Origin of the sequence: Hydrogenophaga sp. (assembly GCF_051860785.1) — a bacterium.
Lineage (GTDB): Bacteria > Pseudomonadota > Gammaproteobacteria > Burkholderiales > Burkholderiaceae_C > Hydrogenophaga.
On sequence record NZ_JBIMLB010000036.1, the window covers coordinates 1 to 26,347 of the forward strand.

The window sequence follows — 26,347 nt, forward strand, 5'->3', positions numbered from 1 at the left end:
GACGCCCATAGAGTGGATGCCAGCGATAGAAGACTTCAACTTCTTGCCCGACATGGGCAGAATGACCCGGCGATTGCGAGAGCGCGGACGGCACCATCTTCAAGTGGAACTTCCCGTTGCTGGGCACCTACTGGGTGGCCGCCGACGCCATCGTCCAGGCGATCGCCAGGAAGGAGGGTGGACTCGACAAGCTCAAGGGCAAGAAGATCGCCCTGGTCTACCACGACAGCCCGTTCGGCAAGGAACCGATTCCGCTGCTGCAGGAACGCGCCAAGATGCACGGCTTCGATCTGCAACTGCTGCCGGTGACCGCGCCAGGCGTGGAGCAGAAAGCCACCTGGCTGCAGGTGCGGCAATCGCGCCCGGACTACACGCTGCTGTGGGGCTGGGGCGTGATGAACTCCACCGCGCTGAAGGAAGCGCAGGCCACCGGCTACCCGCGCGAAAAGATGTATGGCGTGTGGTGGTCGGGTGCCGAGCCCGATGTGCGTGACGTGGGACAGGGTGCCAAGGGCTACAACGCCGTGACGCTGCAACACGGCACCGACAAGAACGCGCCGGTGGTCAAGGAGATCCTCGCGAAGCTGCACGACAAGGGCCAGGGCACCGGCCCGCGCGATGAGGTGGGCGAGACCTTGTACCTTCGCGGCGTGGTGAGCGCAGCGATGGGCGTGGAGGGCATTCGCGCGGCGCAAGAGCGCTTCGGCAAGGGCAAGGTCATGACCGGCGAGCAAGTGCGCTGGGGCCTGGAAAACCTGAACCTGACGCAGGCCAAGCTGGACGCGCTGGGCTTCAAGGGTGTGCTGCGCGGTCCGATCAGCACCTCGTGTGCCGACCACGTGGGTGCGGGCGCCGCGCGCATCCACACCTGGGACGGCACCAAGTGGGAGTTCTCTTCCGACTGGATCGAGTCCGACCAGCAAATCATCCGCCCGATGGTGAAGTCCACGGCTTCGAAGTACGCGGCGGAGAAGAAGCTGTCGGCTCGCACACCGGCGGACTGCCAGAGCTAGCCCACCCCTGCCGCGCTGCGCGCGACCCCCTCAAGGGGGCGGTGCCTGAGGACCGGCAGAGCCGGATCCTCGGCACCCTCGATTGAGGTGGCTTCGCGCTGGTGCGGCGCCATCTGCAAGGGTGGCTTGCTGCCTTTGCAAATGGTCCCAAGGAATCTTTCATGAGCACACCGAATACCGTTCTCAACGTCAATGGCATCGAGGTCATCTACAACCACGTGATCCTGGTGCTCAAGGGCGTCTCGCTCAACGTGCCGGAGGGCAAGATTGCGGCCGTGCTGGGTGGCAATGGGGCGGGCAAGACGACCACCTTGCGCGCCATCTCCAACCTGCTCAAGGCCGAGCGCGGGGAAGTCACCAAGGGCAGCATCGAGCTGCGTGGCGAACGCATCGAGAACCTGACGCCGGCCGACCTGGTGCAGCGCGGCGTGGTGCAGGTGATGGAGGGGCGCCACTGTTTTGCCCACCTCACCATCGAGGAGAACCTGCTTACCGGCTCGTACACCCGCAAGGACAAGGGCGAGGTGGCGGCGAACCTGGAGAAGGTCTACACCTACTTCCCGCGCCTGAAGACGCGGCGCACCAGCCAGGCGGCCTACACCTCGGGTGGCGAGCAGCAGATGTGCGCGATCGGCCGCGCGCTCATGACCAACCCGAGCGTGATGCTGCTGGACGAGCCTTCGATGGGCCTGGCACCGCAGATCGTCGAGGAGGTGTTCGAGATCGTGAAGGACCTCAACCAGAAAGAGAAGGTCACCTTCCTGCTGGCCGAGCAGAACACCAACATGGCGCTGAAGTACGCCGACTACGGCTACATCATGGAGTCCGGACGCATCGTGATGGACGGCGCGGCCAGCGATCTGCGCAACAACGAGGACGTCAAGGAGTTCTACCTGGGCATGGGCGGCGGCGAGCGCAAGAGCTTCAAGGATGTGAAAAGCTACAAGCGGCGCAAACGCTGGCTCGCCTGACCCCCCTCACCTCCTTACGCCAGACATTGCCATGAACGAATTCTTCGACGCCCTGGAAACCCGAAAACCGGAACAACGCGAGGCCGAGCAGATGGCCGCACTGGCTGCGCAGGTGGCCCACGCCCAGCGACATTCGACCGCGTTTGCAGAGATCCTGCGCGGCGTGGACGCGGCTTCGGTCGCCGGCCGCGCGGCGCTCGCCCGCCTGCCCGTCACGCGCAAGAGCGAGCTGCTGGAGCGGCAGAGGGCGCAGCGCGCCAGCGACCCGTTTGGTGGGTTTTCCAGCCTGGTGCGGGGGCCGCAGATGACGCGCATCTTTGCTTCGCCGGGACCGATCTACGAACCCGAGGGCACCACACGCGACTACTGGCGCGCCGGCCGCGCGCTGTTTGCCGCCGGCTTTCGGTCCGGCGAACTGGTGCACAACGCGTTCAGTTACCACATGACCCCCGGCGCGTTCATCCTGGAGTCTGGCGCACACGCGGTGGGCTGCACGGTGTTCCCGGCCGGCACCGGGCAGACCGAACAACAATTGCAGGTCATCAGCGAACTGCGTCCCGACGCTTACACCGGCACGCCCAGTTTCCTGCGCATCCTGCTGGAAAAGGCCACCGAGGCCGGGGTGGACGTCTCCAGCATCCGCAAGGCTTCGGTGGGCGGCGAGGCGTGTCCACCCAGCCTCACGGCCTGGTTTGCCGAGCGTGGCGTGGCGGTGTACCAGACCTACGCCACCGCCGACCTGGGCCTGGTCGCCTACGAAACCACTGCTCGTGAAGGGCTGGTGGTGGACGAAGGCGTGATCGTGGAGATCGTGCGCCCCGGCACCGGCGATCCGGTGGCCGAAGGCGAGGTGGGCGAGCTGGTGGTGACCACGCTGAACCCGGCCTACCCGCTGATCCGCTTCGGCACCGGCGACCTCTCGGCTGTGCTGCCCGGTCCCTGCCCGAGCGGACGCACCGCACCGCGCATCAAGGGCTGGATGGGCCGCGCCGACCAGACCACCAAGGTGCGCGGCATGTTCGTGCACGCCTCGCAGGTGGCCGACATTGCCCGGCGCTTCCCGCAGGTGCGCAAGGCGCGGCTGGTGGTGAGTGGCGAGATGGCCAACGACCAGATGTGCCTGCAGGTCGAGGCCAGCGAAACGCAGGATGACCTGGCCGAACGCATCGAGTCCGCCGTGCGCGACGTCACCAAGCTGCGGGCGCAGGTCCAACTGGTGCAGCCGGGCAGCCTGCCCAACGACGGCAAGGTCATCGAGGACGCCCGCAGCTACCAGTGAGGAGGATCGAGGGTTTTCCCCCCTGGAGGGCTAAGTAATTACCGCGATTTCCGACTCGCGGACAGGGGCTAACATCCAGCGGTTGATCAACCCTTGGAGCCTCAGATGAAGAAAATCCTCGCACTTGCAGCCCTCACCGCTGCCGTGTCCACCGGCGCCTTTGCGCAGGCTTTCCCCAGCAAGCCCATCACCTTCGTGGTGCCCTTCGCCGCGGGCGGCCCGACCGATCTGGTGGCCCGCCGTCTGGCCGAAGCCATGCGCAAGCCCCTGGGCGGCGCCAACATCGTGGTGGAAAACGCAGCCGGTGCCGGCGGCACCATCGCAGGCACCAAAGTGGCGCGCGCGCCCGCCGACGGCTACACACTCCTGGTCTGGCACATCGGCATGGCCGCCACCACCAGCCTGTACCGCAAGCAGACCTTCAAGCCCCTGGAAGACTTCGAGTTCCTCGGCATCATCAACGACGTGCCCATGACGCTGCTGGGTTCGCCCAAGCTGCCCGCCAACACCTACCGCGACTTCGAAGCCTACATCCGCACCAACGGCGGCAAGCTCAACCTGGCGCACGCCGGCCTGGGTTCGGCCTCGCACATCTGCGGCCTGATGTGGCAGTCGGCCGTGAAGCTGGACAAGTCCATGACCACCATCGCTTACCGCGGCACGGGCCCGGCCATGAACGACCTGCTAGGCGGTCAGGTCGACGTGATGTGCGACCAGACCACCAACACCACCGGCCAGATCGAAGCCGGCCGCGTGAAGGCCTTCGCCGTGACGACCGCCAAGCCGCTGACCAACCACAAGCTGCTCAAGGACTACCCGTCGCTTCAGGAAATGGGCCTCAAAGGCTTCAACCTCACCATCTGGCACGGCCTGTATGCGCCCAAGGGCACGCCGGCCGACGTGACCAAGAAGCTCAACGATGCATTGCTGGTGGCCCTGAAGGACCCTGAGTTCATCAAGAGCCAGGAAGAGCTGGGCGCCATCGTGGCCACCGACAACCGCATCACCCCGGCGGGCCACAAGGCTTTCGTGGCCAGCGAAATCACCAAGCTCAAGACCGCGATCGACGCTGCCGGCCAGTTCGCAGACTGACTGTTGCCCCCTCTTGATCGCGATCCGGGTCATTGACTCGATCACGGAAATGCAGCCCGCTGATGCGGGCTGCATTGCTTTGAGTGGTTCGCATGGGGGGTTGAGTTCGGCGCGCTATGCGCTGGCGGTGCGGCCCTTGCTTTCAGTGTTCAACGATGCGGGCATCGGGCTCGACGATGCGGGCATTGCCGGCCTGGCTTTGCTGCAATCGCACGGGCTGGCGGCTTGCGCGGTGTCGCACACGAGTGCGCGCATCGGGCAGGCAGCCAGTACATTGAACGATGGCGTGGTCAGCTGCGCCAACGACGCGGCGCTGGCACTGGGCATCCGGCTCCAGCAACCCTTGCAGCCGCAGATCGACCACCTGAGCAGGAGACACACATGAAACTATCCCGTCGCACCGTCGTTGCCTTCAGCGTCGTGGCCACCGCTTTGCCTGGCCTGGTTGCCGCGCAGACCGCGTGGCCCACCAAGCCCGTGCGCATCGTGGTGCCCTTCGCGCCGGGCGGCACGACCGACATCCTGGCCCGCGTGCTGGCACCCGAGCTCAGCAAGGTGTACGGGCAGACCTTCGTGGTCGACAACCGCGCCGGCGCGGGTGGCAACATCGGGGCCGAAGTGGTGGCCAAGTCGCCCGCCGACGGGTACACACTCCTCATGGGCACGGTCGGCACCCACGGCATCAACAAGTCGCTGTACTCGAAGCTGCCTTACGACCCACAGAAAGAATTCGCACCAATCACCCTGGTGGCGGGCGTGCCCAACGTGATGGTGATGAACACCAAACGGGCGCAGGCGCTGGGTATCAACAGCGTGGCCGACTTCGTGAAGTACGCCAAGGCCAACCCGGGCAAGCTCAACATGGCCTCCAGTGGCAACGGCACGTCGATACATCTGGCCGGCGAACTGTTCAAATCGCGCACCGGCGTCTTCATGACACACATCCCGTACCGAGGTTCGGGCCCGGCCCTGGCCGACCTGTTGGCCGGCGCGGTGGATGTGATGTTCGACAACCTGCCCTCGGCCATGCCACACATCCAGTCTGGCAGCCTGAAGGCCTTCGCCGTGACCAGCGCGGTGCGCTCCGCCGCGTTGCCCGACGTGCCCACCGTGGCCGAGGCGGGCAACCTGCCCGGCTTCGAGGCCAGTTCCTGGTTCGGGCTTCTGGCCCCGGCGGGCACACCGCCCGATGTGGTCTCCCGCCTCCAGCAGGAATCGGCGAAGGCCCTGGGCCTGCCCGCAGTAAAGGAAAGGCTGCTTGCCCAGGGTGCGATTCCCAGCGGCAACACCCCTCAGGAATTCACGAAGTTGATCGACGATGAGATCACGAAGTGGGCGGCCGTGGTGAAGGCGTCGGGCGCCAGGGTGGACTGAGCCCGATCGACAGCTGGGGTGTTCGCGTCAAACGCCCCAGACGACTTCCACACCCGCTTTTTCTGCGCGCTGCAACATCTCGATGAATGGAGCAGCGCGCATGCGCAGGCTGACGGGATCGAACTCGGGTGTGGTCTCGCCCCGAGCCTGCGCTTCGTCTTTCTGACGATTGCGCGCCGTCTCCTCCTCGACCACCGCAGCGCGCAGCGCCTCCACCGCGCCCGCCATCTGCTCGGGCAGAATGACCCCGGGGCCGGAAGCATCCTTGCCGATGATCTGTAGAACTCGCTTGCCGTGTGGCTCCAGCATCACCAGTTCGCCCGTTTCGCGGGATTTGAATCGGTAGACAGACATGGTGGCCTCCTTTGTTGCGCGGATTGGATGGCTCACCATAGCACCGACGCCGTGCATTGCCCTGTAGGACATCGGCTCAACGACGGCGGCATTGGGGTTTACCCGGTTGGCTCTAGATATTTTATATCTAAACTAATTAGACATGAATACCTCCCACCCGGCTCTCAAGCGCATCCTGTGCATCGGCGGCGGGCCGGCCGGGCTGTATTTCGCCCTCCTCATGAAACGCCGGGACCCGACGCTGACCGTCACGGTGGTGGAGCGAAACCGTCCATTTGACACTTTCGGCTGGGGCGTGGTGCTGTCTGACCAGACGCTGGGCAACCTGCGCGTGGCCGACCCCGAGTCCGCCACGCTCATTGGCGAGGCCTTCAACCACTGGGACGACATCGACGTCTTCTTCAAAGGGCGCCAGGTTCGCTCGGGTGGTCACGGCTTCTGCGGCATTGGCCGCAAGCGGCTGCTCAACATCCTGCAGGAACGCTGCCTGGCGCTGGGCGTGAACCTGGTGTTCGAGACCGATGTGACCGACGACCAGGCCCTGGCCGCGCAATACCAGGCCGACCTGGTCGTTGCCAGCGACGGGCTCAACAGCCGCATCCGCACGCGCTACGCCGACACCTTCCAGCCCGACGTCGACACCCGCCAGTGCCGCTTCGTCTGGCTCGGCACGAAGAAAACCTTCGACGCCTTCACCTTCGCCTTCGTGCAGACCGAGCACGGCTGGTTTCAGGCTCACGCCTACAAGTTCGACGGCGAAACCTCCACCTTCATCGTGGAAACGCCCGAGGAGGTGTGGAAAGCGCACGGCATCGACCAGATGAGCCAGGAAGATGGCGTGGCGTTCTGCGAGAAGCTCTTCGCGCCTTATCTGGACGGCCATGCCCTCGTCGCCAATGCCGCGCACCTGCGCGGCTCGGCGATCTGGATCCGCTTCCCGCGCGTGATCTGCAACACCTGGGTGCACTGGCAAAACATTGCAGACCGCAACACCCCCATCGTGCTCATGGGCGACGCCGCCCACACCGCGCACTTCTCCATCGGCAGCGGCACCAAGCTGGCGCTGGAAGACGCGATCGACCTCGCCGACGAGTTCTCGCGCCACGAAAATGCGGACGTGGCCGCCGTGCTGCAGGGCTACGAGGCGCGCCGCAGCGTGGAGGTGCTCAAGATCCAGAACGCAGCGCGCAACTCCACCGAGTGGTTCGAGCACGTGGACCGCTACACCGGCATGGAGATCGAGCAGTTCGCCTACTCGCTGCTCACGCGCAGTCAGCGCATCAGCCACGAGAACCTGCGCCTGCGCGACGCGAAATGGCTGGAAGGCTACGAGGCCTGGCTGCAGAGTTACAGCCCCCACGCTCCACCGCTGCGCGGGTCGCTGCCCCCCGAGGGGGCTGATCCGGCTAGGGGCGGCCCGTCGCCGGATCGGATGGCAGCACATCCGACCCCACCGATGCTGCTGCCGCTCACGGTGCGCAGCCTCACGCTCAAGAACCGCATCGTGGTCTCGCCCATGGCGCAGTACAGCGCGGTCGACGGCGTGGTGGGCGACTTCCATCTGGTGCACCTGGGCGCGCGCGCTCTCGGCGGTGCCGCGCTGGTCATGGTGGAGATGACCAGCCCCACGCCCGAAGGCCGCATCACGCCCGGCTGCCCGGGCCTGTGGAATGACGCACAGCAGGCCGGCTTGCAGCGCATTGTCGATTTCGTGCACGGCAGCAGCAGCGCGAGCATCGGTCTGCAACTCGGCCACAGTGGCGCCAAGGGCTCCACGCAACTCGGCTGGGAACAGATCGACGAGCCCCTGGCGGATGGCAACTGGCCGCTGATCTCGGCCAGTGCGGTGCCGTATGGCGAGCAAAACCAGGTGCCCCGTGCGATGACCCGCGCCGACATGGACGCCATGACCGACGCTTTCGTGGCATCGACAAAGCGTGCAGCGGCTGCCGGCTTCGACTGGCTCGAACTGCACTGCGCGCACGGTTACCTGCTCTCGGCCTTCATCTGCCCGCTCACCAACCTGCGCACCGACGACTACGGCGGTTCGCTGGAGAACCGTTGCCGCTATCCGCTGGAGGTGTTTGCGGCGATGCGCGCCGTGTGGCCCGCGTACAGGCCGTTCAGCGTGCGCATTTCCGCGCACGACTGGGCGCCCGGTGGCAACACGCCCGACGACGCGGTGGAGATCGCGCGCCTCTTCAAGGCGGCTGGCTGCGACGTGATCGACGTGTCTTCCGGCCAGACCACCCGCCAGGCAAAACCGGTCTACGGTCGCATGTACCAGACGCCATTCGCCGACCGCGTGCGCAACGAAGCCGGCATTCTCACCATGGCGGTGGGCGCGATCAGCGAAGCCGACCACGCCAACAGCATCATCGCGGCCGGTCGCGCCGACCTCTGCGCGGTGGCGCGCCCACACCTCGCCGATCCGGCATGGACCTTGCACGAGGCGGCGAAACTTCAGACCCGCGCCATTGAATGGCCGCGCCCCTACGAGAGCGGACGCGACCAGCTTTACCGGGAAATTGCCCGCCAACAAGCGCTCAACGCCAGCTCGCCATGAACACTTCTACTCTCGACCTCGAAGCCCGCGCCCACAGCGAACATGCGCAGGAACTGCGCCTTTGGCTGCGCCTGCTCACCTGCTCGCAACTGATCGAGAAACGTGTGCGCGCCTGCCTGCGCGAACAGTTCGACACCACGCTGCCACGCTTCGACCTCATGGCCCAGCTCGAACGCCACCCCGAGGGCCTGAAGATGAAAGAGCTCTCGCACCGGTTGATGGTCACCGGCGGCAACGTCACCGGCATCACCGACCAGCTCGTCACCGAAGGCTTGGTGGAACGCATGGGGGTGGACGGCGACCGCCGTGCCTTCCGCGTGCGCCTGACCGTGCGGGGCCGTGCCAGTTTCGTTGCCATGGCGCAGCAGCACGAGCAGTGGATCGTCGAGGCTTTCGATGGCTTGAGCGCGCGTGACCTGGACAGCCTGCACAAGCTGCTCGGCAAAGTCAAACAGCACCAGACCCAGCTCAACCAGCGGATTGACGAATGAAACACCCCATCCCCGACCACAACCCGATGCGCGGACAGTTCGCGCCCTTGGCCGCGAAGGCACCCAGCCATTTCGCCCTGAGCGTGACCGACGGCGTGGCCACCGTCACGCTCAACCGCCCGGAACGCAAGAACCCGCTCACGTTCGATTCCTACGCCGAACTGCGCGACTGGTTCCTGGGCCTGCAGAAGGCCACCGACATCCGCGCCGTGGTGCTCACTGGCGCGGGCGACAACTTCTGCTCGGGCGGGGACGTGCACGAAATCATCGGCCCGCTCACGAAGATGACCATGCCCGAACTGCTGGCCTTCACGCGCATGACGGGCGCCCTCGTCAGCGCCATGCGCGCCTGCCCGCAGCCGATCGTGGCCGCCATCGACGGCGTGTGCGCAGGCGCCGGTGCCATGATGGCACTGGCTTCCGACCTGCGTCTGGGCACGCCGCAGACGAACACCGCCTTCCTGTTCACCCGCGTGGGCCTGGCAGGGGCCGACATGGGCGCTTGCGCGCTGCTGCCGCGCATGATCGGCCAGGGTCGCGCCAGCGAGCTGCTGTTCACCGGCCGCGCCATGAACGCGCAGGAGGGCCTCGCCTGGGGCTTCTTCAACGCGCTGCACGACAGCGCCGCACTGCTGCCCGCCGCGCACAAGCTCGCCGCGCAACTCGCCCAGGGTCCCACCTTCGCGCATGGCATGACCAAGACCATGCTGCACCAGGAGTGGGCGATGACGCTGGACCAGGCCATCGAGGCCGAAGCGCAGGCGCAGGCCATCTGCATGCAGACGCAGGACTTCAGGCGCGCTTATGAAGCATTCGCGGCCAAGCAGCGCCCGGTCTTCGAAGGCGATTGAAGGACAGCACACCATGGTCGCATTCGAACACCCGCACGGCATGCACCCGCCACAAACGCAGTGGGAACTGCCCTTCTTCGACGCGCACCACCGCGAGATGGCGCCGCGCCTGGCCGACTGGGCCGCGCAGCAGCGAGTGGACGAGACCGATGACCGCGCCGCCTGCAAGGACTGGGTGGCGCGCCTGGGGCGGGACGGCTGGCTGCGCTACTGCGTGAGCGCGGCTCACGGCGGTGCATTGCCCGCGCTCGATTCGCGCTCGCTCGTGATCCTGCGCGAGACGCTGGCCTTTCACTCCCCGCTGGCCGATTTCGCCTTCGCCATGCAGGGCCTGGGCAGCGGCGCCATCACGCTCGCGGGCACGCCCGAGCAGCAGGCCAAATACCTCAGTGCCGTGGCCACGGGCCGCAAGATCGCCGCCTTCGCGCTCAGTGAGCCCGACGCGGGTTCCGACGTGGCCGCCATGGCCACGCGCGCCACGCCGGCCGCGCAGGGCTGGACGCTCGACGGCGTCAAGACCTGGATCAGCAACGGCGACCTGGCCGACTTCTACGTGGTGTTCGCCAAGACCGATCCCGACGCTGGTGCACGCGGCATCAGCGCCTTCATCGTCGACGCCCGCGAACCCGGCCTGGACAGCCGCGAGCACATCCATGTGATGGCCCCGCATCCGCTGGCCACCTTGCGCTTCAACAGTTGCGGCCTCGGTGCCGACGCCCTGCTTGGCCCGCTGCACGGGGGTTTCAAGCTGGCCATGCAGACGCTGGACATCTTTCGCGCCTCTGTGGCCGCCGCCGCGCTGGGCATGGCGCGGCGTGCGCTGGCCGAAGCGGTGGCACACACGAAGCAGCGCAAGATGTTCGGGCAGACGCTGGCCGATTTTCAGCTCACGCAGGCGAAGCTGGGTGAGATGAGCGCACTCATCGACGCCGCCGCCCTGCTCACCTACCGTGCGGCCTGGCTGCGCGACTGCAGCGCCACCAGCGGCGCGGGCACACCGGCTTACACCGCCGCCGCCGCCAGCGCCAAACTGACCGCCACCGAGAACGCGCAGCGCGTGATCGACATGGCCTTGCAGATGTTCGGGGGGCGGGGCGTGCAGGTGGGCCAGAAAATCGAGAGCCTGTACCGGGACATCCGATCGCTGCGCATCTACGAAGGTGCCAGCGAAGTGCAGTTGCTCATCCTCGGCAAACAGACGCTGCGCGCGTGATTCTCGGGAGATGTCCATGAACAGCACCGTTCCCAGCGCCCAGCCCGATCGTTTCGTGCACGACCGCCTGCCGCCGCCCGAACAGTGGCCGGAGTTGCGCTTCGACCGACCCGAACTGCAACTGCCCGTGCAGGTCAACGCAGTGCAGGCCCTGTTCCAGCGCGCCCAACAGGCCGGTCATGCGGATCGCCCCTTTCTGCGCAGCGAAGATCGCACCCTGAGCTACGCGCAGGCGCAGTCGGAGGTGAATCGTATCGCCAACGTCCTCACGGTGGACCTGGGGCTGGTGCCCGGCAACCGCGTGCTGCTGCGCGGAGGCAACTCGGTGGCCATGGCACTGACGTGGCTGGCCACGGTGCAGGCCGGGCTGGTGGCCGTGGCCACCATGCCCCTGCTGCGCGCAAAAGAGCTCGCGGCCATCACCGCCAAGGCGCAGCCGTCGGTGGCGCTGTGCGACGTGCAGCTGCAGGACGAACTCAAGACCGCGCTCGCCGCCGATCCCGCCACGGCGGGCATGAAGCTGCTGGTGTTCAACACCGGTGCCCCCGATGTGCCGAATTCGCTGGAGAAGATGGCGGCGCGCCAGTGCGAACACAGCACGCCCTGCCCCACCGCCGCCACCGATGTCGCGCTGCTGGCCTTCACCTCCGGCACCACCGGCACGCCCAAGGCTGCTGTGCACACGCACCGAGACGTGCTCGCCGCCTGCGAGACCTGGCCACGCCACGTGCTGCGTGCCACGCCCGACGACATCGTCATGGGCTCACCGCCGCTGGCCTTCACCTTCGGCCTCGGCGGGCTGCTGGTCTTTCCCATGTGGGCCGGGGCCTCGGTCTACTTCCCCTCCATTCCCTATACGCCCGAGGCCATGGTGCAGCTCATCGGCCGCGTGGGTGCCACCATCTGCTACACCGCGCCCACGTTCTACCGGCAGATGGCCGCGTTCGCGCAGCAGCACGGCATCGGCAAGCTGCGCATCAGCGTGAGCGCGGGCGAGGGCCTGCCAGACGCCACACGCCAGCTCTGGAAGCAGGCCACCGGGCTGGAGATGCTCGACGGCATTGGCGCCACCGAGATGTTCCACATCTTCATCTCCTCGCCACCCGAATCGGTGCGACGCGGCGCCATCGGCCAGGTGGTGCCGGGCTACGAGGCCCGAGTGGTGGGGGAAGACGGCCAGGAACTGCCGCGTGGCCAGGTGGGCAAGCTTGCCGTGATCGGCCCCACCGGCTGCAAGTACCTCGACGAACCGCGCCAGACGCAGTATGTGAAGGCCGGCTGGAACTACCCCGGCGATGCCTTCAGCCAGGACGCCGATGGCTACTTTTTCTACCAGGCCCGCACCGATGACATGATCATCACCGCCGGCTACAACGTGGCCGGCCCCGAGGTGGAAGCGGCCCTGCTGCTGCACCCCGCAGTGGCCGAATGCGGCGTGGTCGGCCGACCCGACGAGGAGCGCGGCCAGGTCGTGCTCGCCTATGTGGTGCTCAAACCCGGCGAGGCCGCTGGCGCACCGCTGGTGAAGGTGCTGCAGGAACACGTCAAGCAGTCGCTGGCGCCTTACAAATACCCGCGCGAGGTCGTCTTCGTGGCGCAGCTTCCGCGCACCGAAACCGGCAAGCTGCAGCGCTTTGCGCTGCGCCAGCAGGCCACGCAAAACCCTTCCAGGAATCCCACCCCATGATGAAACACCTGCACCCGCCCGGCTGGGCCGCGCCGAAGGGCTACGCCAACGGCATCGCCGCGCGAGGCACTCACGTGTTCGTGGGGGGCCAGATCGGCTGGAACGGCTCCCAGGTGTTCGAGAGCGACGATTTCATCGCGCAGACGCGGCAGGCCCTGCTCAATGTGCGTGAGGTGCTGGCCTGCGCCGATGCGGCGCCCCAGCACATGGTGCGCATGACCTGGTACATCGTCGACCGTGTCGAATACAACGCGCGCCTGCGTGAGCTCGGCGAGGTCTACCGCGAGGTGATGGGCAGGAACTTCCCGGCCATGACCTGCGTGGAAGTCAGCGCCCTCGTGGAAGCTCGGGCGAAAGTGGAGATCGAAGTCACCGCCGTGGTGCCCGACGATCCCGGAACTTAAGCGCACGCGAGGTGCTCCCACGGCTTTTGCAAACACCGCATGAGCCGCATCCCACACGCCGACCCCGCATCGACGCAGCGCCGTCGCTGGCTCGCGGGTGCCGCGCTGTGGGCCAGTCTGCCAGGCATGGGCCTGGCGCAAGCCCCCAGCCCCATCGTCACGCGACGCATCCCCTCCACCGGCGAAGCCGTGCCCGTGGTCGGCCTGGGCACCTGGATCACCTTCAACGTGGGACAGGACCCCATGGCCCGCGAGTCCTGTGCCCGAGTGGTGCGCGCCTTCTTCGAATCGGGCGGCCGCATGATCGACAGTTCGCCCATGTACGGTTCTTCGCAACCCACCATCGGTCACGCGCTGGCGCAGCTGGGCATGCCGTCCACCCTGTTCTCGGCCGAGAAGGTGTGGGTGGGCGACGTGGCACGCGGCGCCGCGCAGATGGAGACCTCGCGCGCCCACTGGGGCGTGACCCGCTTCGATCTGATGCAGGTGCACAACCTGCTGTCGTGGCGCGAGCACCTGCCCCGCCTGCTGGACATGAAGGCCGCAGGGCGGCTGAGGTACGTCGGCATCAGCACCTCCGAAGGCAGGCGCCACGCAGAACTGGAAAACATCATGCGCACGCAGTCCATCGATTTCGTGCAACTCACCTACAACCTGCTGGACCGCGAGGTGGAGCAGCGCCTGTTGCCGCTGGCCCAGGAGCGGCGCATCGCCGTCATTGTCAACCGGCCGTTTCGCGAAGGCGCCCTGCTGGAGCAACTGCGCCGCCACCCGTTGCCCGGGTGGGCGCGCGAGATCGATTGCGATGGCTGGGCACAGGTGGCGCTCAAGTTCGCGGTCTCTCATCCGGCCGTGACCTGCGCCATTCCTGCCACCAGCCAGGTGGCCCACGTCAGGCAGAACATGGGGGCCGCACTCGGCCGCATGCCCGACCCGGCACTGCGCGAGCGCATGGCGCGCGAGGTGTCGGCCCTATGACCTCCTCGATGGCAAGAGGTGCCCAGTGAGCGAATGGTGGACCTACCGCCCTTCCGACCTGCTGATGTTTGCGCCGCGCACCTACTGGCGCCTGTTCGAACTGCACAACGAAGCGTTGTGGCCCGCACCGTGGCTGACCGCGCTGGTCGGGCTCTTCATGGCCGGTGCATTGTGGCGAGGCCGAATCAACGCGGTGCGTCTGGGTCTGTGCCTGCTGGCCGCGTGCTGGGCACTGGTGGCGTGGGCTTTCCTGTGGCAGCGCTTTGCGCCCATCAACAGCGCAGCGAGCAGCTTCGCCATGGCCTTCGCGTTGCAGGCGGGTGCACTGCTGGCGCTGTCCCTGATGGGCGGCATTCGCGTCGCGAATGGTGCGGCTCGTCAAACAACGGGGCCGGCCCTGCTGGCGTGGGCGGTGCTGGTGCATCCCTTCCTGGCGGTCTTGTCGGGCAGGCCTTGGGCTCAAGCGGAGTTCTTTGGCCTGGCGCCCGATCCCACGGCCATCGGCACACTGGGCGTGCTGCTCTGCCTGACATCGGGGCGCCAGGCTGCGCGCTGCCTGCTCGGTGCGTTGTGGACCATTGCGTGCCTGTGGTGTGCGGTCAGCGCGGCCACGCTGTGGACCATGGGCTCCGCTCAGGGCTGGGTACCGGCGCTGGGCGCGGTGCTTGCGGTGACCGTGGCGTTGCGCCAGCGCGCTTGACGGTAACGCCCTACCAGAGCGCCGAGTCGCGCATGTCCTGCAGCCGGCGCCGGTGGCGCTGGCGGTAGCGTCGCATCGCCAGACCAGCAAGCACGCTCAGCACCACCCCCAGCAGCAGCCATTCGCCCATGGAAAGAGACCGGCCGAGACCGGTTTCGGCGAGCCAGGACAGGCCCAGGAGGCAAACGGCCCAAGCGAGGGCAAACAGGATCAGGGAGCGCGACATGATTTCATTCTCGCATCCCTGACGACCCGCCACCGCATCCAGTCACTACACTGGCGGGCTGCCAGAACACGCCTGCCTGCCTTCCATGGACATCCTCACCTTCACCGTGGTGACCTTCGCGGTCATCGTTTTCCTCAACACGAAAGACCAGAAACGGCGCATTGCGCTGCTCGGCCAGCACCTCGGCCACTACCGCATCGAGGCGTTGATGGAAGAACTCGCCCAGGGCTACCTGCGCGCCCTGGGTGAGGAAGACCCGCAGCGCCGCGAGCAGATCTGGAGCCTGTTGGCGGCCTCCGAGAACGCCATTGCCGATCAGTTCAAGCGATTCGCTTCGGAGTTTTCACGCGTTGACGAGCCTGCCGCGCGCGTGAGCCGGATCGCCCTGCCCTGGGCAGCTCAGGTATTTCCCAACGCCGCGTTCGATCTGCGTGAGGCCTTTCGTATCCACGCGCAAGGCATCGCAGACGCCGTGGCCAATGAAGCGCAGCGCGCTCCACGCGACAAGGCCTTCACGCTGTCGGCCGAGATGTTCCTGATGCAGCACACCTGCCACTGGTTCTGCCGCTCCCGCACCGTGGCTTCTGCCCGTCTGCTCAAGCGCCATCAGGTCAGCCATGCGCAGGTGCTGGCCGCCGTGTCGCCGGCCACGCGGCGCGCCTACACCGAATTGACGGGCATCTGATCAGACCGGCCCCAGGGGCAGCGCGGTCTTGTACCGCACCTGCTTGAGCGCGAAGCTCGAGCGGATCTTTTCCACCTGGGCAATGGGAGAGAGTTGCTCCAGGATGAAGCGCTCCAGCGCGGGCATGTCGGGCACGGCCACGCGCAGCAGGTAGTCGGCGTCGCCCGTCATGAGGTAGCACTCCATCACCTCGTCGCGGATGCCGATGCGAGCCTCGAACTCCTCCAGCGCCTCGCGGTTCTGCTGTTTCAGGCTGATCGAGATGAACACGTTGAGGTGCAACCCGAGTTGCTTCGCATCGAGCAGCGCCACGTACTGGCGGATCAGCCCGCGCGACTCCAGCGCGCGCACCCTCGCCAGGCAGGGCGAGGGCGAGAGGTGCACACGCCGGGCCAACTCCACGTTGGACAGGCTGGCGTCGCGCTGGAGCTCTTCCAGAATCCGGAGATCGGTTGCATCCAAGGTATTCGTGCTGTCTGGCTTCATATTCACGGCATTTTATGCCTCATGAATTGAACTTCTTCGCCGGTATCGACAGCACTTGCCTGGCCAGTGAGCCTACAGTGTCCGGTCCAGGAGCCCCGACCATGAACGACGTTTCGAAGCAGTTGCATTTCATCGAACCCGCATCCGTCGATCCCGACCCCGGCGAAACGGCGGAGTGGCGCGAAGCGCTGTTGTCTTTGGCATTCAGCCAGGGCCCGGCGCGCGCGCGGCAGATTCTCGATGAGCTGGCTCGCCTGGCGCGCCAGCAGCGCATCGGCTGGCAGCCCGAGCTCAACACGCCTTACGTGAACACCATCGCGGTGGAAGACCAGCCCGCTTTTCCAGGCGACCTGGCGGTGGAAGAGCGCCTGGCCTCGCTCATGCGCTGGAACGCGCTGGCCATGGTGGTGCGCGCCAACCAGGCGTATGGCGAACTCGGCGGCCACATCGCCAGCTACGCCAGCGCGGCCGACCTGTTCGAAACCGGCTTCAACCATTTCTTCCGCGCGGGTCGCCAGGGCGATCTCGTCTTCTTCCAGCCCCACAGCGCACCCGGCGTGTACGCACGGGCGTTCCTCGAAGGCCACCTGAGCGAAGCCGATCTGCTGCACTACCGCCAGGAGATCACAGCCCCGGCCGGGGGCGCGCGCGGCCTTTCCAGCTACCCGCACCCGTGGCTCATGCCGGACTTCTGGCAGTTCCCCACCGGATCCATGGGCATCGGGCCCATCAGCTCGATCTACCACGCGCGCTTCATGCGCTACCTCACGCACCGCAACCTGCAGAACTGCGAGGGCAGAAAAGTGTGGGGCGTGTTCGGCGATGGCGAGATGGACGAACCCGAAAGCATGTGCGCACTCACGCTGGCCGCGCGCGAGAAGCTCGACAACCTGGTGTGGGTGGTCAACTGCAACCTGCAGCGCCTGGACGGACCGGTGCGCGGCAACGGCCGCATCATCGACGAGCTGGAAAAACTCTTCGCCGGCGCCGGCTGGAACGTGATCAAGCTGGTGTGGGGCAGCGACTGGGACGGCCTGTTCGCGCGCGACACCACCGGTGCGCTGGTGCGCGCCTTCGCTCACACGGTGGACGGCCAGATGCAGACCTTCGCCGCGAAGGATGGCCGCTTCAACCGCGACAACTTCTTCGGCCAGAACGAAGAGCTCGCGCGCCTCGCGCAGGGCATGACCGACGAGCAGATCGACCGGCTCAAGCGCGGAGGCCACGACCTCGTGAAGATCCACGCCGCCTATGCCGCCGCAGCGGCCCACACCGGCCAGCCCACGGTGATCCTGGCGCACACCAAAAAGGGCTATGGCATGGGCAGTGCCGGTCAGGGCCGCATGACCACGCACAGCCAGAAGAAGTTCGAGGGCGCCGACCTGATCGAATTCCGCAACCGCTTCAGCCTGCCGCTGACCGACGAACAGGCCACGGGCCTGGAGTTCTTCAAGCCCGCCGACGACAGCGCGGAGATGCGCTACCTGCGCGAGCACCGCGAGCGGCTCGGCGGCGCCCTGCCGCGTCGCGAGACCGCGTGCGCGGTGGTGCCCGTGCCCGCGATCGATACCTATGCCACCTTCGCGCTGAAGGCCGATGGCAAGGAGATGAGCACCACCATGGCCTTCGTGCGCATGCTCGGCGGCCTGCTCAAGGATGCACAACTCGGCCCACGCATCGTGCCCATCGTGGCCGACGAAGCGCGCACCTTCGGCATGGCCAACCTGTTCAAGCAGGTCGGCATCTACAGCAGCGTGGGCCAGCGCTACGCGCCGGAAGACATCGGCTCGGTGCTGAGCTACCGCGAGGCGCTGGACGGCCAGATCCTGGAAGAAGGCATCAGCGAAGCGGGCGCCATTGCGAGCTGGACGGCCGCGGCCACCAGCTACAGCGTGCATGGCCTGGCGATGCTGCCGTTCTACATCTACTACTCCATGTTCGGCTTCCAGCGCGTGGGCGACGCCATCTGGGCCGCCGCCGACCAGCGCGCGCGCGGCTTCCTGCTGGGCGCCACGTCGGGTCGCACCACGCTGGGCGGCGAAGGTCTGCAGCACCAGGACGGCAGCAGCCACCTGGTGGCCGCGACCATTCCGAACTGCAAAGCCTACGACCCGGCGTTCGCAGGCGAACTCGCGGTGATCGTCGATGCCGGCATGCGCGAGATGCTGGTCGAGCAACAAGACGTGTTCTATTACGTCACCCTCATGAACGAGAACTACGCCCAGCCAGACCTGCCCGAAGGTGTGGCCACGGACGTGCTCAAGGGCGGCTACCGCTTCGGCCAGTTCGGCCCGGAGGGCGCCACAGAACGCGTCACCCTGCTGGGCTCGGGCGCGATCTTCACCGAAGTGCTCAAGGCCGCAGTGCAACTGGCCGACGATGGGGTCGGTGTGGACGTGTTCAGCATCACCAGCTGGAGCGAACTCGCGCGCGACGGTGTGGCACACGCCGCCGATGCGCACCTCACGCGCCTGCTGGCCCAGAGCACCGGCCCGGTGGTGGCGGCCACCGACTACGTGCGCGGCGTGCCCGAGAGCGTGCGCGCCTTCGTCCCCGAAGGCCGCGCGTTCCACACGTTGGGCACCGACGGCTTCGGCCGCAGCGACACGCGTGCCGCCCTGCGCGCGCACTTCCAGGTCGACGCCGACAGCATCGTTCGGCAGGCAAAGGCAGCCCTGGCGCGCGCCTAGTCGGCTCCGTTCATCATGCCGAGCACAAACACCGCGTTGGGGCGACCTGCATCGGCCGCCTGCTCGAGCAAGGCGGTGGCTCGGGCTGGATCGCGCGGCACCTGCGGACCATAGGTGGCGGGCCCGTGCATCAGCATGTAGCCGGCGCGCTCGGCCGCTTCGGCATTGCCGGCGGCTGCGAGCTGCTGGTAGAGCTTCAACGAATGCTGGAACTGGCCCCGGTGGTAAGCCTGGTGGGCCAGTTCGATGGCGGTGGCTTCAGCGCTGGCGGCGCCGGTGAACGCGAGACACAGGGCCGCGATGAGTGCGGCATGGGGACGACGGAAGTGAGACATGCGAGTTTTCCTGGAAAACAGGGAGAGGTTCAGTTCATCAACGGCGCCAGCGCGCCCTGGATGCGTTGCCATTGGTCTGGCGTGGTCATGCCGATGAGCGACTGCCGAAAGCGCGGCGCCTTCACGCCGCACACGATGTATTGCCAGCGGTAGGCATCGAGCAGGCCCGACTGCACGCGCTCGGCCTGCGCGGCGGTGAAGGTGTCGGGGCTGGTGCGCAGGAAGTAGCTGGCATCGGCTGTGGCCTGCTGTTGCAGGATGCCGTCGATGGCGCCCACCAGCTTGATCAGATCGTCCACGGCGGCGTCGCGCTGTCGGGGCGTGAGGCGCGCGTTCTCGCGCTCCCATTCCAGTTCGTCGAGCACCGCGTGCTGCGACTCCTCTTTCCAGTGGAACAGGAACACGTCCTTGTAGAGGTCCGAGAGTCCACCGGCAGGCTCGATGCTTTCGCGGTAGTGCACCTGGGTGAAGAGCTCGATGTGGCAGGTGAGCGCGAGCACCGCCCAGGTGGCACACTCCAGCACCTGCGAGGCCACCGCGTTCGGCGTGGGCAGGAATTCGTAGCCATCGGCCATGCCATCGGCGGCCAGGCGCTCGATGCGGCGGAACAGCTCCTGGTGCTTGAGCTCTTCGTCCGAGAAGCGCACCAGCGCCTCCAGCGCCACCTGATCACCGAACCAGTGGTCGCGGCTGCAAGAGAGCATCTGGATGCCGATGAAACGTTCGACCAGGCCGAACATGTTGGCGTAGGTGCGCCCCTGCACCTGGCTCAGGCGCACCTGCTCGGCGGGCGAGAGGAATTCCAGCCGACCGATGCGCGAGAGGCCCTCGGGCAGGAACGGTCTGGAGAAGTCGAAGCGCCGCGCACGGATCACGTCTCGGTCGATGTCCCAACGCACGCGCTTGGAGGTTTCGATGCAACGGGCGTAGCGCTCGGTATGGATGGTGGTCGGGCTCATTCTTTTCAGCTCCATGGTTTCAGGGGTCAGGTTCAATCGATGAAGACGGGTTGGAAGGCCGGGGCGCGCGCCTCGTCGAGCGCGGCCACGATGTCGAGCAGGCGCTCTTCGGCGGCGCGCCATCCGGCCTCGAAGAGCTCGGGCATGGCCGAGGTTTCCCACAGACCGACGTGGCGGTCCAGGTCAAGCTCGATGGCGATCACCTTCTGCCCGCGTGCCTCTGCGGCATCGGTGCGCGCCTGCATGAGGTTGTTGATCAGCGTGGTACTGGTTTGCGCCACCAGACGAGAGAGCCGGTCGACGCGGCGCGGCATGCTGCCGTGAAAGCCGAGCGAAATCACCACACTCGCATCGCTCGCGGCCGAAATCGGCAGGGGATCGGAGAGCACGCCGTCCACCAGCCGGCGCCCATCGATCTCCACGCTGGGAAACAGAATGGGAACCGCCATGCTGGCGCGCAGCGCATCCACCAGGCGGCCCTGCGAGAGCACCACGGGCAACCCCGTGGCCGCCTCGGTGGCAACCACGCGCAGCGGTGTGGGCAGCTGTTCGAGCCGCGCGTCGCCAAACGCGCGCGTGATGCGCTGGGTGATCAGGCGGTCGTCGCGCAGCGCAAAGCCCGCGCCGAAGCCCGCCAGCTTGGGTGCGATGAGCTGCAGGTAGGCACGCCAGCGGCGCTGCTGCGTGAGTTCGGCCGACCACAGCGTGGTGGCCATGCTCACCGCACTCTGGCCGTGCATGCCCTTGGCCACCTGCGCACCAAACAGCGCGCCCGAGCTGCAACCGACGATCAGGTCGGGGCGGATGCCTTCGCGCGCCAGCCTGTCGGCGATGCCCAGGGCCGCGATGCTGCGCACGCCCCCGCTGCCCAGCACAAAGGCGAGCTGGGCGCGCGGTGCGCCCGGGAATGAACGTGGTGTGTGCTGCATGGCTTCAGTCCACAAGAAAGGCCGTGATCCTGCGGATCACTTCCGGGTGGCGCACCACGCGGTGGTGGCCCAGGCCACGCGTGGCCTTGAGCTGCGCGGTCTGCAATGCGGTGGTCATCGCCAGACCGTGCTCGAAGGGAATCTCGTCGTCGTTCTCGTCGTGCACCACCAGCGCGGGCCGATCCGCCTGCCGAAGCATCTCGGTCACCGACATGCGGTCCCAGTCAAGGCGACCGCCATAACGCAGCGTGAGCAGCTCGCGCGTGCGCCGCGAAACCTCGGGCGTGAGGCCTGCGTGCCGCGCGAACATCTCCAGGAACCAGTTGCAGTCGTTGAAGGAGCTCACCAACACCAGCCGCGAAGCGGTCATGCCCCAATCGCGCGCGGCGTACATCGCCATCGCAGCGCCGAAGGAGTGGCCGATCACGGCGTGCAACGGGCCTGCGTCTCGCGCCACGACGGCCACGGCGTTGGCGTAAGCCACCATGTCGGTCGAGCGGCCTGTCGACTGCCCGTGAGCCGGTGCATCGAAAGCGATCACTCTGAACCCCGCGTTCAGCAGCGGCTGGACCAGGCGTCCGAGATGCGTGGCATTCGCCCCCCAGCCGTGCACCAGCAGAACCGCCGGCCCCTGACCCCATTCGTACACCGCAAGCGCTTCTGCCCCAGTGGGCAGTCGGCGTGTTCTGGTGTGTTCACGAATGGCCGCGGGCCAGCGACCTGGCGCGCTGCGCGGTGGCGTGGCGAGTTGGCGAAAGGCGAGCTGGGCTGCGAGCGCCGGCGAAAAGTGGCACAGCCAGCGGTAGATGCGGCGCATCGAAGACGAAGCGCGCGTATCGGCAAACCGCCCCACGCGCGTTGGCTTCAGGCAGGCTGCCACGGTGGTGGTGTGGGGAGATTCGAGATCGGGTGAGAACTGGTGTCTCATGAAAGGATTCCTTGGCATCGACCCGTGCACACGGCGTGTGTGGGGTGATGAGGAATCTACCGATGGGCACCGTGCGCGACCATGTGAAATTGGTCATGGAATGGCTACAGGCTTTGCAGTGCCGAGAGCAGTTGCGCACCCGACACCGGTTTGATCAAAAGCGGCAGGTCATGGCGCGACGCGGCCTCGCGCAGGGCCGCATGTGTTTCACCACTGATGAGCAACACCTTCTTGCCCAATTCACGCAGATTCAGGGCCAACGCCACACCCGACGCCGCGTGAGGCAGGCGCACATCGCAGATGGCCACCTGGCCGAACGCCGCCTGAGCCATCGCCGCATCAGCGGTCTCCACGTGCAGCACCTGCAGGCCCCAGCTCGCGAGTTGATCGCGCGTGGCCTCGGCCACCAGCGCATCGTCCTCGACCAGCAGCACACGCTTCATGTTGAAGACGGGGTTGGGCAAGGCCGACCCCAGGAGCGGCATGCGTGTGCCAGGCATGGTGAGCGCTCGTGTCTGTGTGGGAGTCGCATCTGGCGGCCGAAGCGCCCGCGGCAGCAGGACGGTCATGCAGGTACCGCGCCCCAGGGCGGAACGCACGGCAATGTCGCCATTCATCAACAAGGTCAGGCGCCGCGCAATCGCCAGCCCGAGTCCCAGGCCTTGTCGGCGGTCGCGTGCTTCGTTGTGCATCTGAACAAACTCCTCGAAGACGCGCGCCTGCGCGTCGGTTGCAATGCCCATGCCTGCGTCGCGCACCTGCAAGCGCCAGCGCGAACCGCCGGGACGCAGAGTGACGAGTACCGTGGTGCCCACAGGTGAAAACTTGATGGCGTTGTCCATCAGGTTGGAGATCACACGCACCAGCATCAGGCCATCGGCCAGCGCAAAGGCGTCGGGTCGCACCAGGGTGACGATGCGCACGCCAGCCGCCTCCGCCACTGCGCTGTGCTGTCGTACCAGGCTGTCCACGAGTGGTGCGATTTCGGTGGGTCGCAGTTCGGCCTGAACCGCACCGGAGTCCATGCGTGTGAGATCCAGCACTTGCGCGAGCAGGTCGTCCAGCGCGCGCCAGGATTGCGTGATGCCTTCGACGGCGCGTTGTGCGGCGGCGTCCTGTGCGTGTGCTGCCAGGTTGGCCAGCGGCGTGAGGTACAGGCCGATGGCGTGCACTGGCTGCCGCAGGTCGTGACTCACCGCAGCGAAGAATCGCGACTTCGCCATGCCGAGGGCCGCAACGGTGTCGGCCGCTGCCTCGGCGCGTCGCCGATGTTCCACCTGGCGCATGACGCCGATCTCCTGCGCGCGAGAGAGGAACACCATCGTAGTGGTCATGAGCAAGCCGCCCACGCCCATCATGGCCAGCAGCGCGTTGCCACCCAGGCCATCAACGATGAGTCGGATGGAAGTGGGCAACACCGCCAGGCACAGGGCGATGGTGGTGCGAACGGCGTCCCCCGTGAGGCGCACCGCGATCAACGTGGCGTTGCCGAGCAAATAACTCATCAACACCGCCAGGATCGGCACGTTGTCCGGCAGATAGAGAAAGTAGCAGGAGCTGCCCACGAAAGACATCAACACCCACATGTAGATGCGGTAGACGCGCTGTCGATGTGCCTTGGACCGCGCACGGAACGTGGGGCGGTTCACATGCCACCAGCGCAGCACACCCATGCTGGCGATGATCGAGAACCACGCCGCCGGCTGCTGCCAGGGCATCGCGGTGGCAAACATGAGGAAGCACAGCAACTCGCAGGCACGCAGCGCCCAGAGCGAGGCCACGGTGTGGGCACTGTCTTCAGGGTCGGGTTGCTCGTTCCGAGGAGCGCTCACAGGATGTCGGCGTCGAGCTGCGCCGCCTGCGTGCGATTGGACACCTGCAGCGCCTTGAAGATCTCGCTCATGTGGTTCTTCACGGTGCCCTCGCTGATACCCAGCGTGCGTGCAATCAATTTGTTGCTCATGCCCTGGCGCAACAACTGACGCACCTCTTCCATGCGCGGCGTGAGCATCACCTCCGGCCGTCGCACCTCGGGCGATCGGTGCATGAAGGGAAGCTTGCGGCCTTCCAGCGCGGCGTCGATGGCCGCGCCGATCTGCTCCGAGGGCGCACTCTTGGGCACAAAGGCACACACGCTGGCGATGTCCAGCGTGCGACGCACCACGTCGGGCGAGGTCAGCGCTGAAATGACCACCAGCGGCAGACCCGGGTGCCGGTGCGCCAGCTCGGCCAGGCGAAAGCCGCGTTCCATACCCGGCATGTTCAAGTCCACCAGCGCCAGACGGGCCGCGGGGTGCGCCGCGGCCGCACGCAACAGGGCATCGCCATCGACCACCTCAAGGCAATGCGCATCTCCCAGCCAAGCGGCGACCAGGCCGCGCATGCCGTCGCGCACGAGTGCATGGTCGTCCGCGATCAGGACGGTGAGGGGGGCTTCTTTGGACACCCCCACATCTTCGACAGCGGTCGCCAGACGGTCTTCGCAGACAGCGCAAAGCGGATGGGCAATCAGCGCGAATTCGTAAGCATTCGTTTAACGTAACTATTCACGCGAACTTGTTCGTTTTTATGGAATATTCGATACTCTCCTGCGCGAATGGCATCCGGGCGCTGACGTTGACTGGCCGCCACGCCGCAAAAAGCAAGAGGAAACAGCCATGGTCATGGAGTGGTCCACCGAGAGCGCGCCCCCGGCGCAGCGCTTCGATCAGTGGCGCGAGGCGTGCCGCGAACATGTGTATGCGCTGACCCCGAAGCGCCACACACGAGGCCCGTTCAAGGGTGCCATCACGCGGCGGCAATTGGGCTCTCTGGACGTGACCGACATCGTGTGCGAGGGCCACCTGGTGCAGCGCCGCGACCAGGACATTGGGGAACGCCCAAGCGACACCTACTACGTCTATCTGCAGCAACGCGGTCGCGCATGGTTTGAACAGCAGGGCCAGCGCTGCGTGGCCGAGCCCGGTGACATCGTGATCGCCGATCCCAACATCGCGTTCAGCACCGGCACCGACGGTACATTTGACTTCCGCCTGTGGCGGATTGAGCGAGCGAGTCTGCGAGCCTCGCTTGCCCCGCACTCGGGCGAACTGACCATGCGAAGGATCGGCCGCGAGCAGGCAAATCGCGCGCTCATCACGAGCTGGCTTGACGCCCTGTTGCACCACCATGCCGGCCTGTCATCCACGAGCCTCGAGCTAGCCTGCGGAACACTGTGTTCGCTGGTAGGCCAGGCCCTGAACACGACCATCGGCCTCCCCGAGCCCGCGCGGCTGGCGCGCCGCCGCGCGCTGCTGCAGCGGGTCATGCGACAGGTGGAGCTGCGCTCGTCTGACATGGAGCTCACGCCCGAGCGTGTGGCCCGCGAGTTCGGACTGTCGCTGCGCACGCTGCACCAACTGTTCGAACTCTCGGAACACAGCTTCCACGAATTCCTCACGCACACCCGGCTTGCCCATGCGCACGCGTTGCTGTGCGCCCCCTCCACGCAGCACATCGGTACGGCCGAGATCGGATTTGCCGCGGGCTTTCGTGAGACATCGACCTTTTACCGGCGCTTCAGGCAGCGGTACGGTGACACACCCGGCGCCATGCGCAAGGGCATCGCCACCATGGCTCCACATGAAAAGCCAGTCTTCCCATAGACGTCGCTTGCCTGCCGTACGAGAAGGCCCAGAAAGCCCAAACCCCCAGGCACCTGGAGGTACGAGGGGGTTTGGGGGGCTGTATTAAGAGCCTGACGATGACCTACTTTCACACGGGAACCCGCACTATCATCGGCGCAAAGGCGTTTCACTGTCCTGTTCGGGATGGGAAGGAGTGGGACCACCTTGCTATGGTCGTCAGGCATAACTGGTTGACCGGGCTGTGCGGGTGGCACGGCCTGGTCGAATTCATAGAGCTTCGAATCAGCTGGTTTTTGATTGCTGCCAACGTCATGGGGGCAACCAGGTTGCGTGCCATGAGGGCATAACATGACTTTTCAGTCGGATGACATTTGACTCTGATGGTTTTCATCAAAGTTATAGGGTCAAGCCGCACGAGCAATTAGTACTGGTTAGCTTAACGCATTGCTGCGCTTCCACACCCAGCCTATCAACGTCCTGGTCTTGAACGACTCTTTAGGGGGCTCAAGG

The 26,347-nt window shown here is 66.3% G+C and carries 25 protein-coding genes, 2 rRNA genes and 1 pseudogene; 17 read left to right on the forward strand and 11 right to left on the reverse strand.

The features are described from left to right. Positions 1–68: 68 nt before the first annotated feature. The 6 genes and pseudogenes from ACTIF6_RS26210 to ACTIF6_RS26235 form a co-directional block, all read left to right on the forward strand. Positions 69–1,013 (forward strand): annotated as a pseudogene (locus ACTIF6_RS26210) (ABC transporter substrate-binding protein); the annotation flags it as partial. 161 nt (positions 1,014–1,174) lie between these two features. Beyond that, a complete protein-coding gene (locus tag ACTIF6_RS26215; protein ID WP_439590660.1) occupies positions 1,175–1,984 on the forward strand; it encodes an ABC transporter ATP-binding protein in 810 nt (269 codons plus the stop codon). Between the two features lie 31 nt (positions 1,985–2,015). Next, the gene (locus ACTIF6_RS26220) at positions 2,016–3,263 is read left to right on the forward strand and encodes a phenylacetate--CoA ligase family protein (protein ID WP_439590661.1); all 1,248 of its coding nucleotides are present in this window, start codon (positions 2,016–2,018) and stop codon (positions 3,261–3,263) included. A 105-nt stretch (positions 3,264–3,368) separates the two neighbouring features. Then, positions 3,369–4,355, forward strand: a complete 987-nt coding sequence (locus ACTIF6_RS26225) for a tripartite tricarboxylate transporter substrate-binding protein (protein ID WP_439590662.1) — start codon at positions 3,369–3,371, stop codon at positions 4,353–4,355. A 49-nt stretch (positions 4,356–4,404) separates the two neighbouring features. Then, positions 4,405–4,740 (forward strand): hypothetical protein, encoded by a 336-nt coding sequence (locus ACTIF6_RS26230; protein ID WP_439590663.1) that lies wholly within the window; start codon positions 4,405–4,407, stop codon positions 4,738–4,740. Further along, positions 4,737–5,729, forward strand: a complete 993-nt coding sequence (locus tag ACTIF6_RS26235) for a Bug family tripartite tricarboxylate transporter substrate binding protein (RefSeq protein WP_439590664.1) — start codon at positions 4,737–4,739, stop codon at positions 5,727–5,729. Before ACTIF6_RS26230 ends, ACTIF6_RS26235 begins: the two co-directional genes overlap by 4 nt. Positions 5,730–5,756: 27 nt before the next feature. Here the strand turns inward: ACTIF6_RS26235 and ACTIF6_RS26240 are convergent, their stop codons facing one another. Further along, the gene (locus ACTIF6_RS26240; RefSeq protein ID WP_439590665.1) at positions 5,757–6,083 is read right to left on the reverse strand and encodes a DUF1840 domain-containing protein; all 327 of its coding nucleotides are present in this window, start codon (positions 6,081–6,083) and stop codon (positions 5,757–5,759) included. Positions 6,084–6,225: 142 nt separating this feature from the next. On the opposite strand from ACTIF6_RS26240, the gene ACTIF6_RS26245 reads away from it, so the two are divergent. The 8 genes from ACTIF6_RS26245 to ACTIF6_RS26280 are packed head-to-tail and all read left to right on the forward strand — an operon-like array spanning position 6,226 to position 14,973. Further along, a complete protein-coding gene (locus ACTIF6_RS26245; protein WP_439590666.1) occupies positions 6,226–8,649 on the forward strand; it encodes a bifunctional salicylyl-CoA 5-hydroxylase/oxidoreductase in 2,424 nt (807 codons plus the stop codon). Next, the gene (locus tag ACTIF6_RS26250) at positions 8,646–9,140 is read left to right on the forward strand and encodes a MarR family winged helix-turn-helix transcriptional regulator (protein ID WP_439590667.1); all 495 of its coding nucleotides are present in this window, start codon (positions 8,646–8,648) and stop codon (positions 9,138–9,140) included. The genes ACTIF6_RS26245 and ACTIF6_RS26250 overlap by 4 nt, the downstream gene beginning before the upstream one ends. Continuing rightward, on the forward strand, positions 9,137–9,991 hold the full coding sequence (locus ACTIF6_RS26255) for an enoyl-CoA hydratase family protein (RefSeq protein WP_439590668.1): 855 nt from the start codon (positions 9,137–9,139) through the stop codon (positions 9,989–9,991). Before ACTIF6_RS26250 ends, ACTIF6_RS26255 begins: the two co-directional genes overlap by 4 nt. 13 nt (positions 9,992–10,004) lie before the next feature. Continuing rightward, on the forward strand, positions 10,005–11,204 hold the full coding sequence (locus ACTIF6_RS26260; protein ID WP_439590669.1) for an acyl-CoA dehydrogenase family protein: 1,200 nt from the start codon (positions 10,005–10,007) through the stop codon (positions 11,202–11,204). A 16-nt stretch (positions 11,205–11,220) separates the two neighbouring features. After that, positions 11,221–12,891: an AMP-binding protein gene (locus ACTIF6_RS26265; protein ID WP_439590670.1), complete on the forward strand. Its 1,671-nt coding sequence runs from the start codon at positions 11,221–11,223 to the stop codon at positions 12,889–12,891. After that, on the forward strand, positions 12,888–13,295 hold the full coding sequence (locus ACTIF6_RS26270) for a RidA family protein (protein ID WP_439590671.1): 408 nt from the start codon (positions 12,888–12,890) through the stop codon (positions 13,293–13,295). The genes ACTIF6_RS26265 and ACTIF6_RS26270 overlap by 4 nt, the downstream gene beginning before the upstream one ends. 39 nt (positions 13,296–13,334) lie before the next feature. Then, a complete protein-coding gene (locus tag ACTIF6_RS26275; protein WP_439590672.1) occupies positions 13,335–14,273 on the forward strand; it encodes an aldo/keto reductase in 939 nt (312 codons plus the stop codon). 25 nt (positions 14,274–14,298) lie between these two features. Next, positions 14,299–14,973 (forward strand): DUF6064 family protein, encoded by a 675-nt coding sequence (locus ACTIF6_RS26280; RefSeq protein WP_439590673.1) that lies wholly within the window; start codon positions 14,299–14,301, stop codon positions 14,971–14,973. 10 nt (positions 14,974–14,983) lie between these two features. Here the strand turns inward: ACTIF6_RS26280 and ACTIF6_RS26285 are convergent, their stop codons facing one another. Beyond that, the gene (locus tag ACTIF6_RS26285) at positions 14,984–15,199 is read right to left on the reverse strand and encodes a hypothetical protein (RefSeq protein WP_439590674.1); all 216 of its coding nucleotides are present in this window, start codon (positions 15,197–15,199) and stop codon (positions 14,984–14,986) included. Between the two features lie 85 nt (positions 15,200–15,284). Here ACTIF6_RS26285 and ACTIF6_RS26290 point away from each other — a divergent pair, with 85 nt between their 5' ends. Further along, the gene (locus ACTIF6_RS26290) at positions 15,285–15,884 is read left to right on the forward strand and encodes a hypothetical protein (RefSeq protein ID WP_439590675.1); all 600 of its coding nucleotides are present in this window, start codon (positions 15,285–15,287) and stop codon (positions 15,882–15,884) included. On the opposite strand, the gene ACTIF6_RS26295 is transcribed toward ACTIF6_RS26290, so the two are convergent. Continuing rightward, a complete protein-coding gene (locus tag ACTIF6_RS26295; protein ID WP_439590684.1) occupies positions 15,885–16,370 on the reverse strand; it encodes an Lrp/AsnC family transcriptional regulator in 486 nt (161 codons plus the stop codon). It abuts the gene before it with no gap. Positions 16,371–16,471: 101 nt separating this feature from the next. On the opposite strand from ACTIF6_RS26295, the gene mdeB reads away from it, so the two are divergent. Next, positions 16,472–19,060 carry an alpha-ketoglutarate dehydrogenase gene (gene mdeB / locus ACTIF6_RS26300; protein WP_439590676.1) on the forward strand — a complete coding sequence of 863 codons (2,589 nt, stop codon included), beginning with the start codon at positions 16,472–16,474 and terminating at the stop codon, positions 19,058–19,060. Here the strand turns inward: mdeB and ACTIF6_RS26305 are convergent. The 6 genes from ACTIF6_RS26305 to ACTIF6_RS26330 form a co-directional block, all read right to left on the reverse strand. Next, positions 19,057–19,395 carry a hypothetical protein gene (locus ACTIF6_RS26305; protein WP_439590677.1) on the reverse strand — a complete coding sequence of 113 codons (339 nt, stop codon included), beginning with the start codon at positions 19,393–19,395 and terminating at the stop codon, positions 19,057–19,059. The two genes, mdeB and ACTIF6_RS26305, sit on opposite strands and share 4 nt — an antisense overlap. 29 nt (positions 19,396–19,424) lie before the next feature. After that, complete coding sequence (locus ACTIF6_RS26310; RefSeq protein WP_439590678.1) at positions 19,425–20,354, reverse strand: hypothetical protein; 930 nt, start codon at positions 20,352–20,354, stop codon at positions 19,425–19,427. 32 nt (positions 20,355–20,386) lie between these two features. Further along, the gene (locus tag ACTIF6_RS26315) at positions 20,387–21,283 is read right to left on the reverse strand and encodes a patatin-like phospholipase family protein (protein ID WP_439590679.1); all 897 of its coding nucleotides are present in this window, start codon (positions 21,281–21,283) and stop codon (positions 20,387–20,389) included. Between the two features lie 4 nt (positions 21,284–21,287). Beyond that, the gene (locus tag ACTIF6_RS26320) at positions 21,288–22,211 is read right to left on the reverse strand and encodes an alpha/beta fold hydrolase (RefSeq protein ID WP_439590680.1); all 924 of its coding nucleotides are present in this window, start codon (positions 22,209–22,211) and stop codon (positions 21,288–21,290) included. Positions 22,212–22,315: 104 nt separating this feature from the next. Then, a complete protein-coding gene (locus ACTIF6_RS26325; protein ID WP_439590681.1) occupies positions 22,316–24,043 on the reverse strand; it encodes a hybrid sensor histidine kinase/response regulator in 1,728 nt (575 codons plus the stop codon). Continuing rightward, the gene (locus ACTIF6_RS26330; RefSeq protein ID WP_439590682.1) at positions 24,040–24,657 is read right to left on the reverse strand and encodes a response regulator transcription factor; all 618 of its coding nucleotides are present in this window, start codon (positions 24,655–24,657) and stop codon (positions 24,040–24,042) included. The genes ACTIF6_RS26325 and ACTIF6_RS26330 overlap by 4 nt, the downstream gene beginning before the upstream one ends. 211 nt (positions 24,658–24,868) lie before the next feature. Here ACTIF6_RS26330 and ACTIF6_RS26335 point away from each other — a divergent pair, with 211 nt between their 5' ends. After that, complete coding sequence (locus tag ACTIF6_RS26335; protein ID WP_439590683.1) at positions 24,869–25,855, forward strand: AraC family transcriptional regulator; 987 nt, start codon at positions 24,869–24,871, stop codon at positions 25,853–25,855. 90 nt (positions 25,856–25,945) lie between these two features. On the opposite strand, the gene rrf is transcribed toward ACTIF6_RS26335, so the two are convergent. Together rrf and ACTIF6_RS26345 are read right to left on the reverse strand one after the other, a co-directional pair. Further along, a 5S ribosomal RNA gene (gene rrf / locus ACTIF6_RS26340) occupies positions 25,946–26,058 on the reverse strand. 179 nt (positions 26,059–26,237) lie between these two features. After that, positions 26,238–26,347: ribosomal RNA gene (locus ACTIF6_RS26345) — 23S ribosomal RNA — on the reverse strand; the annotation flags it as partial.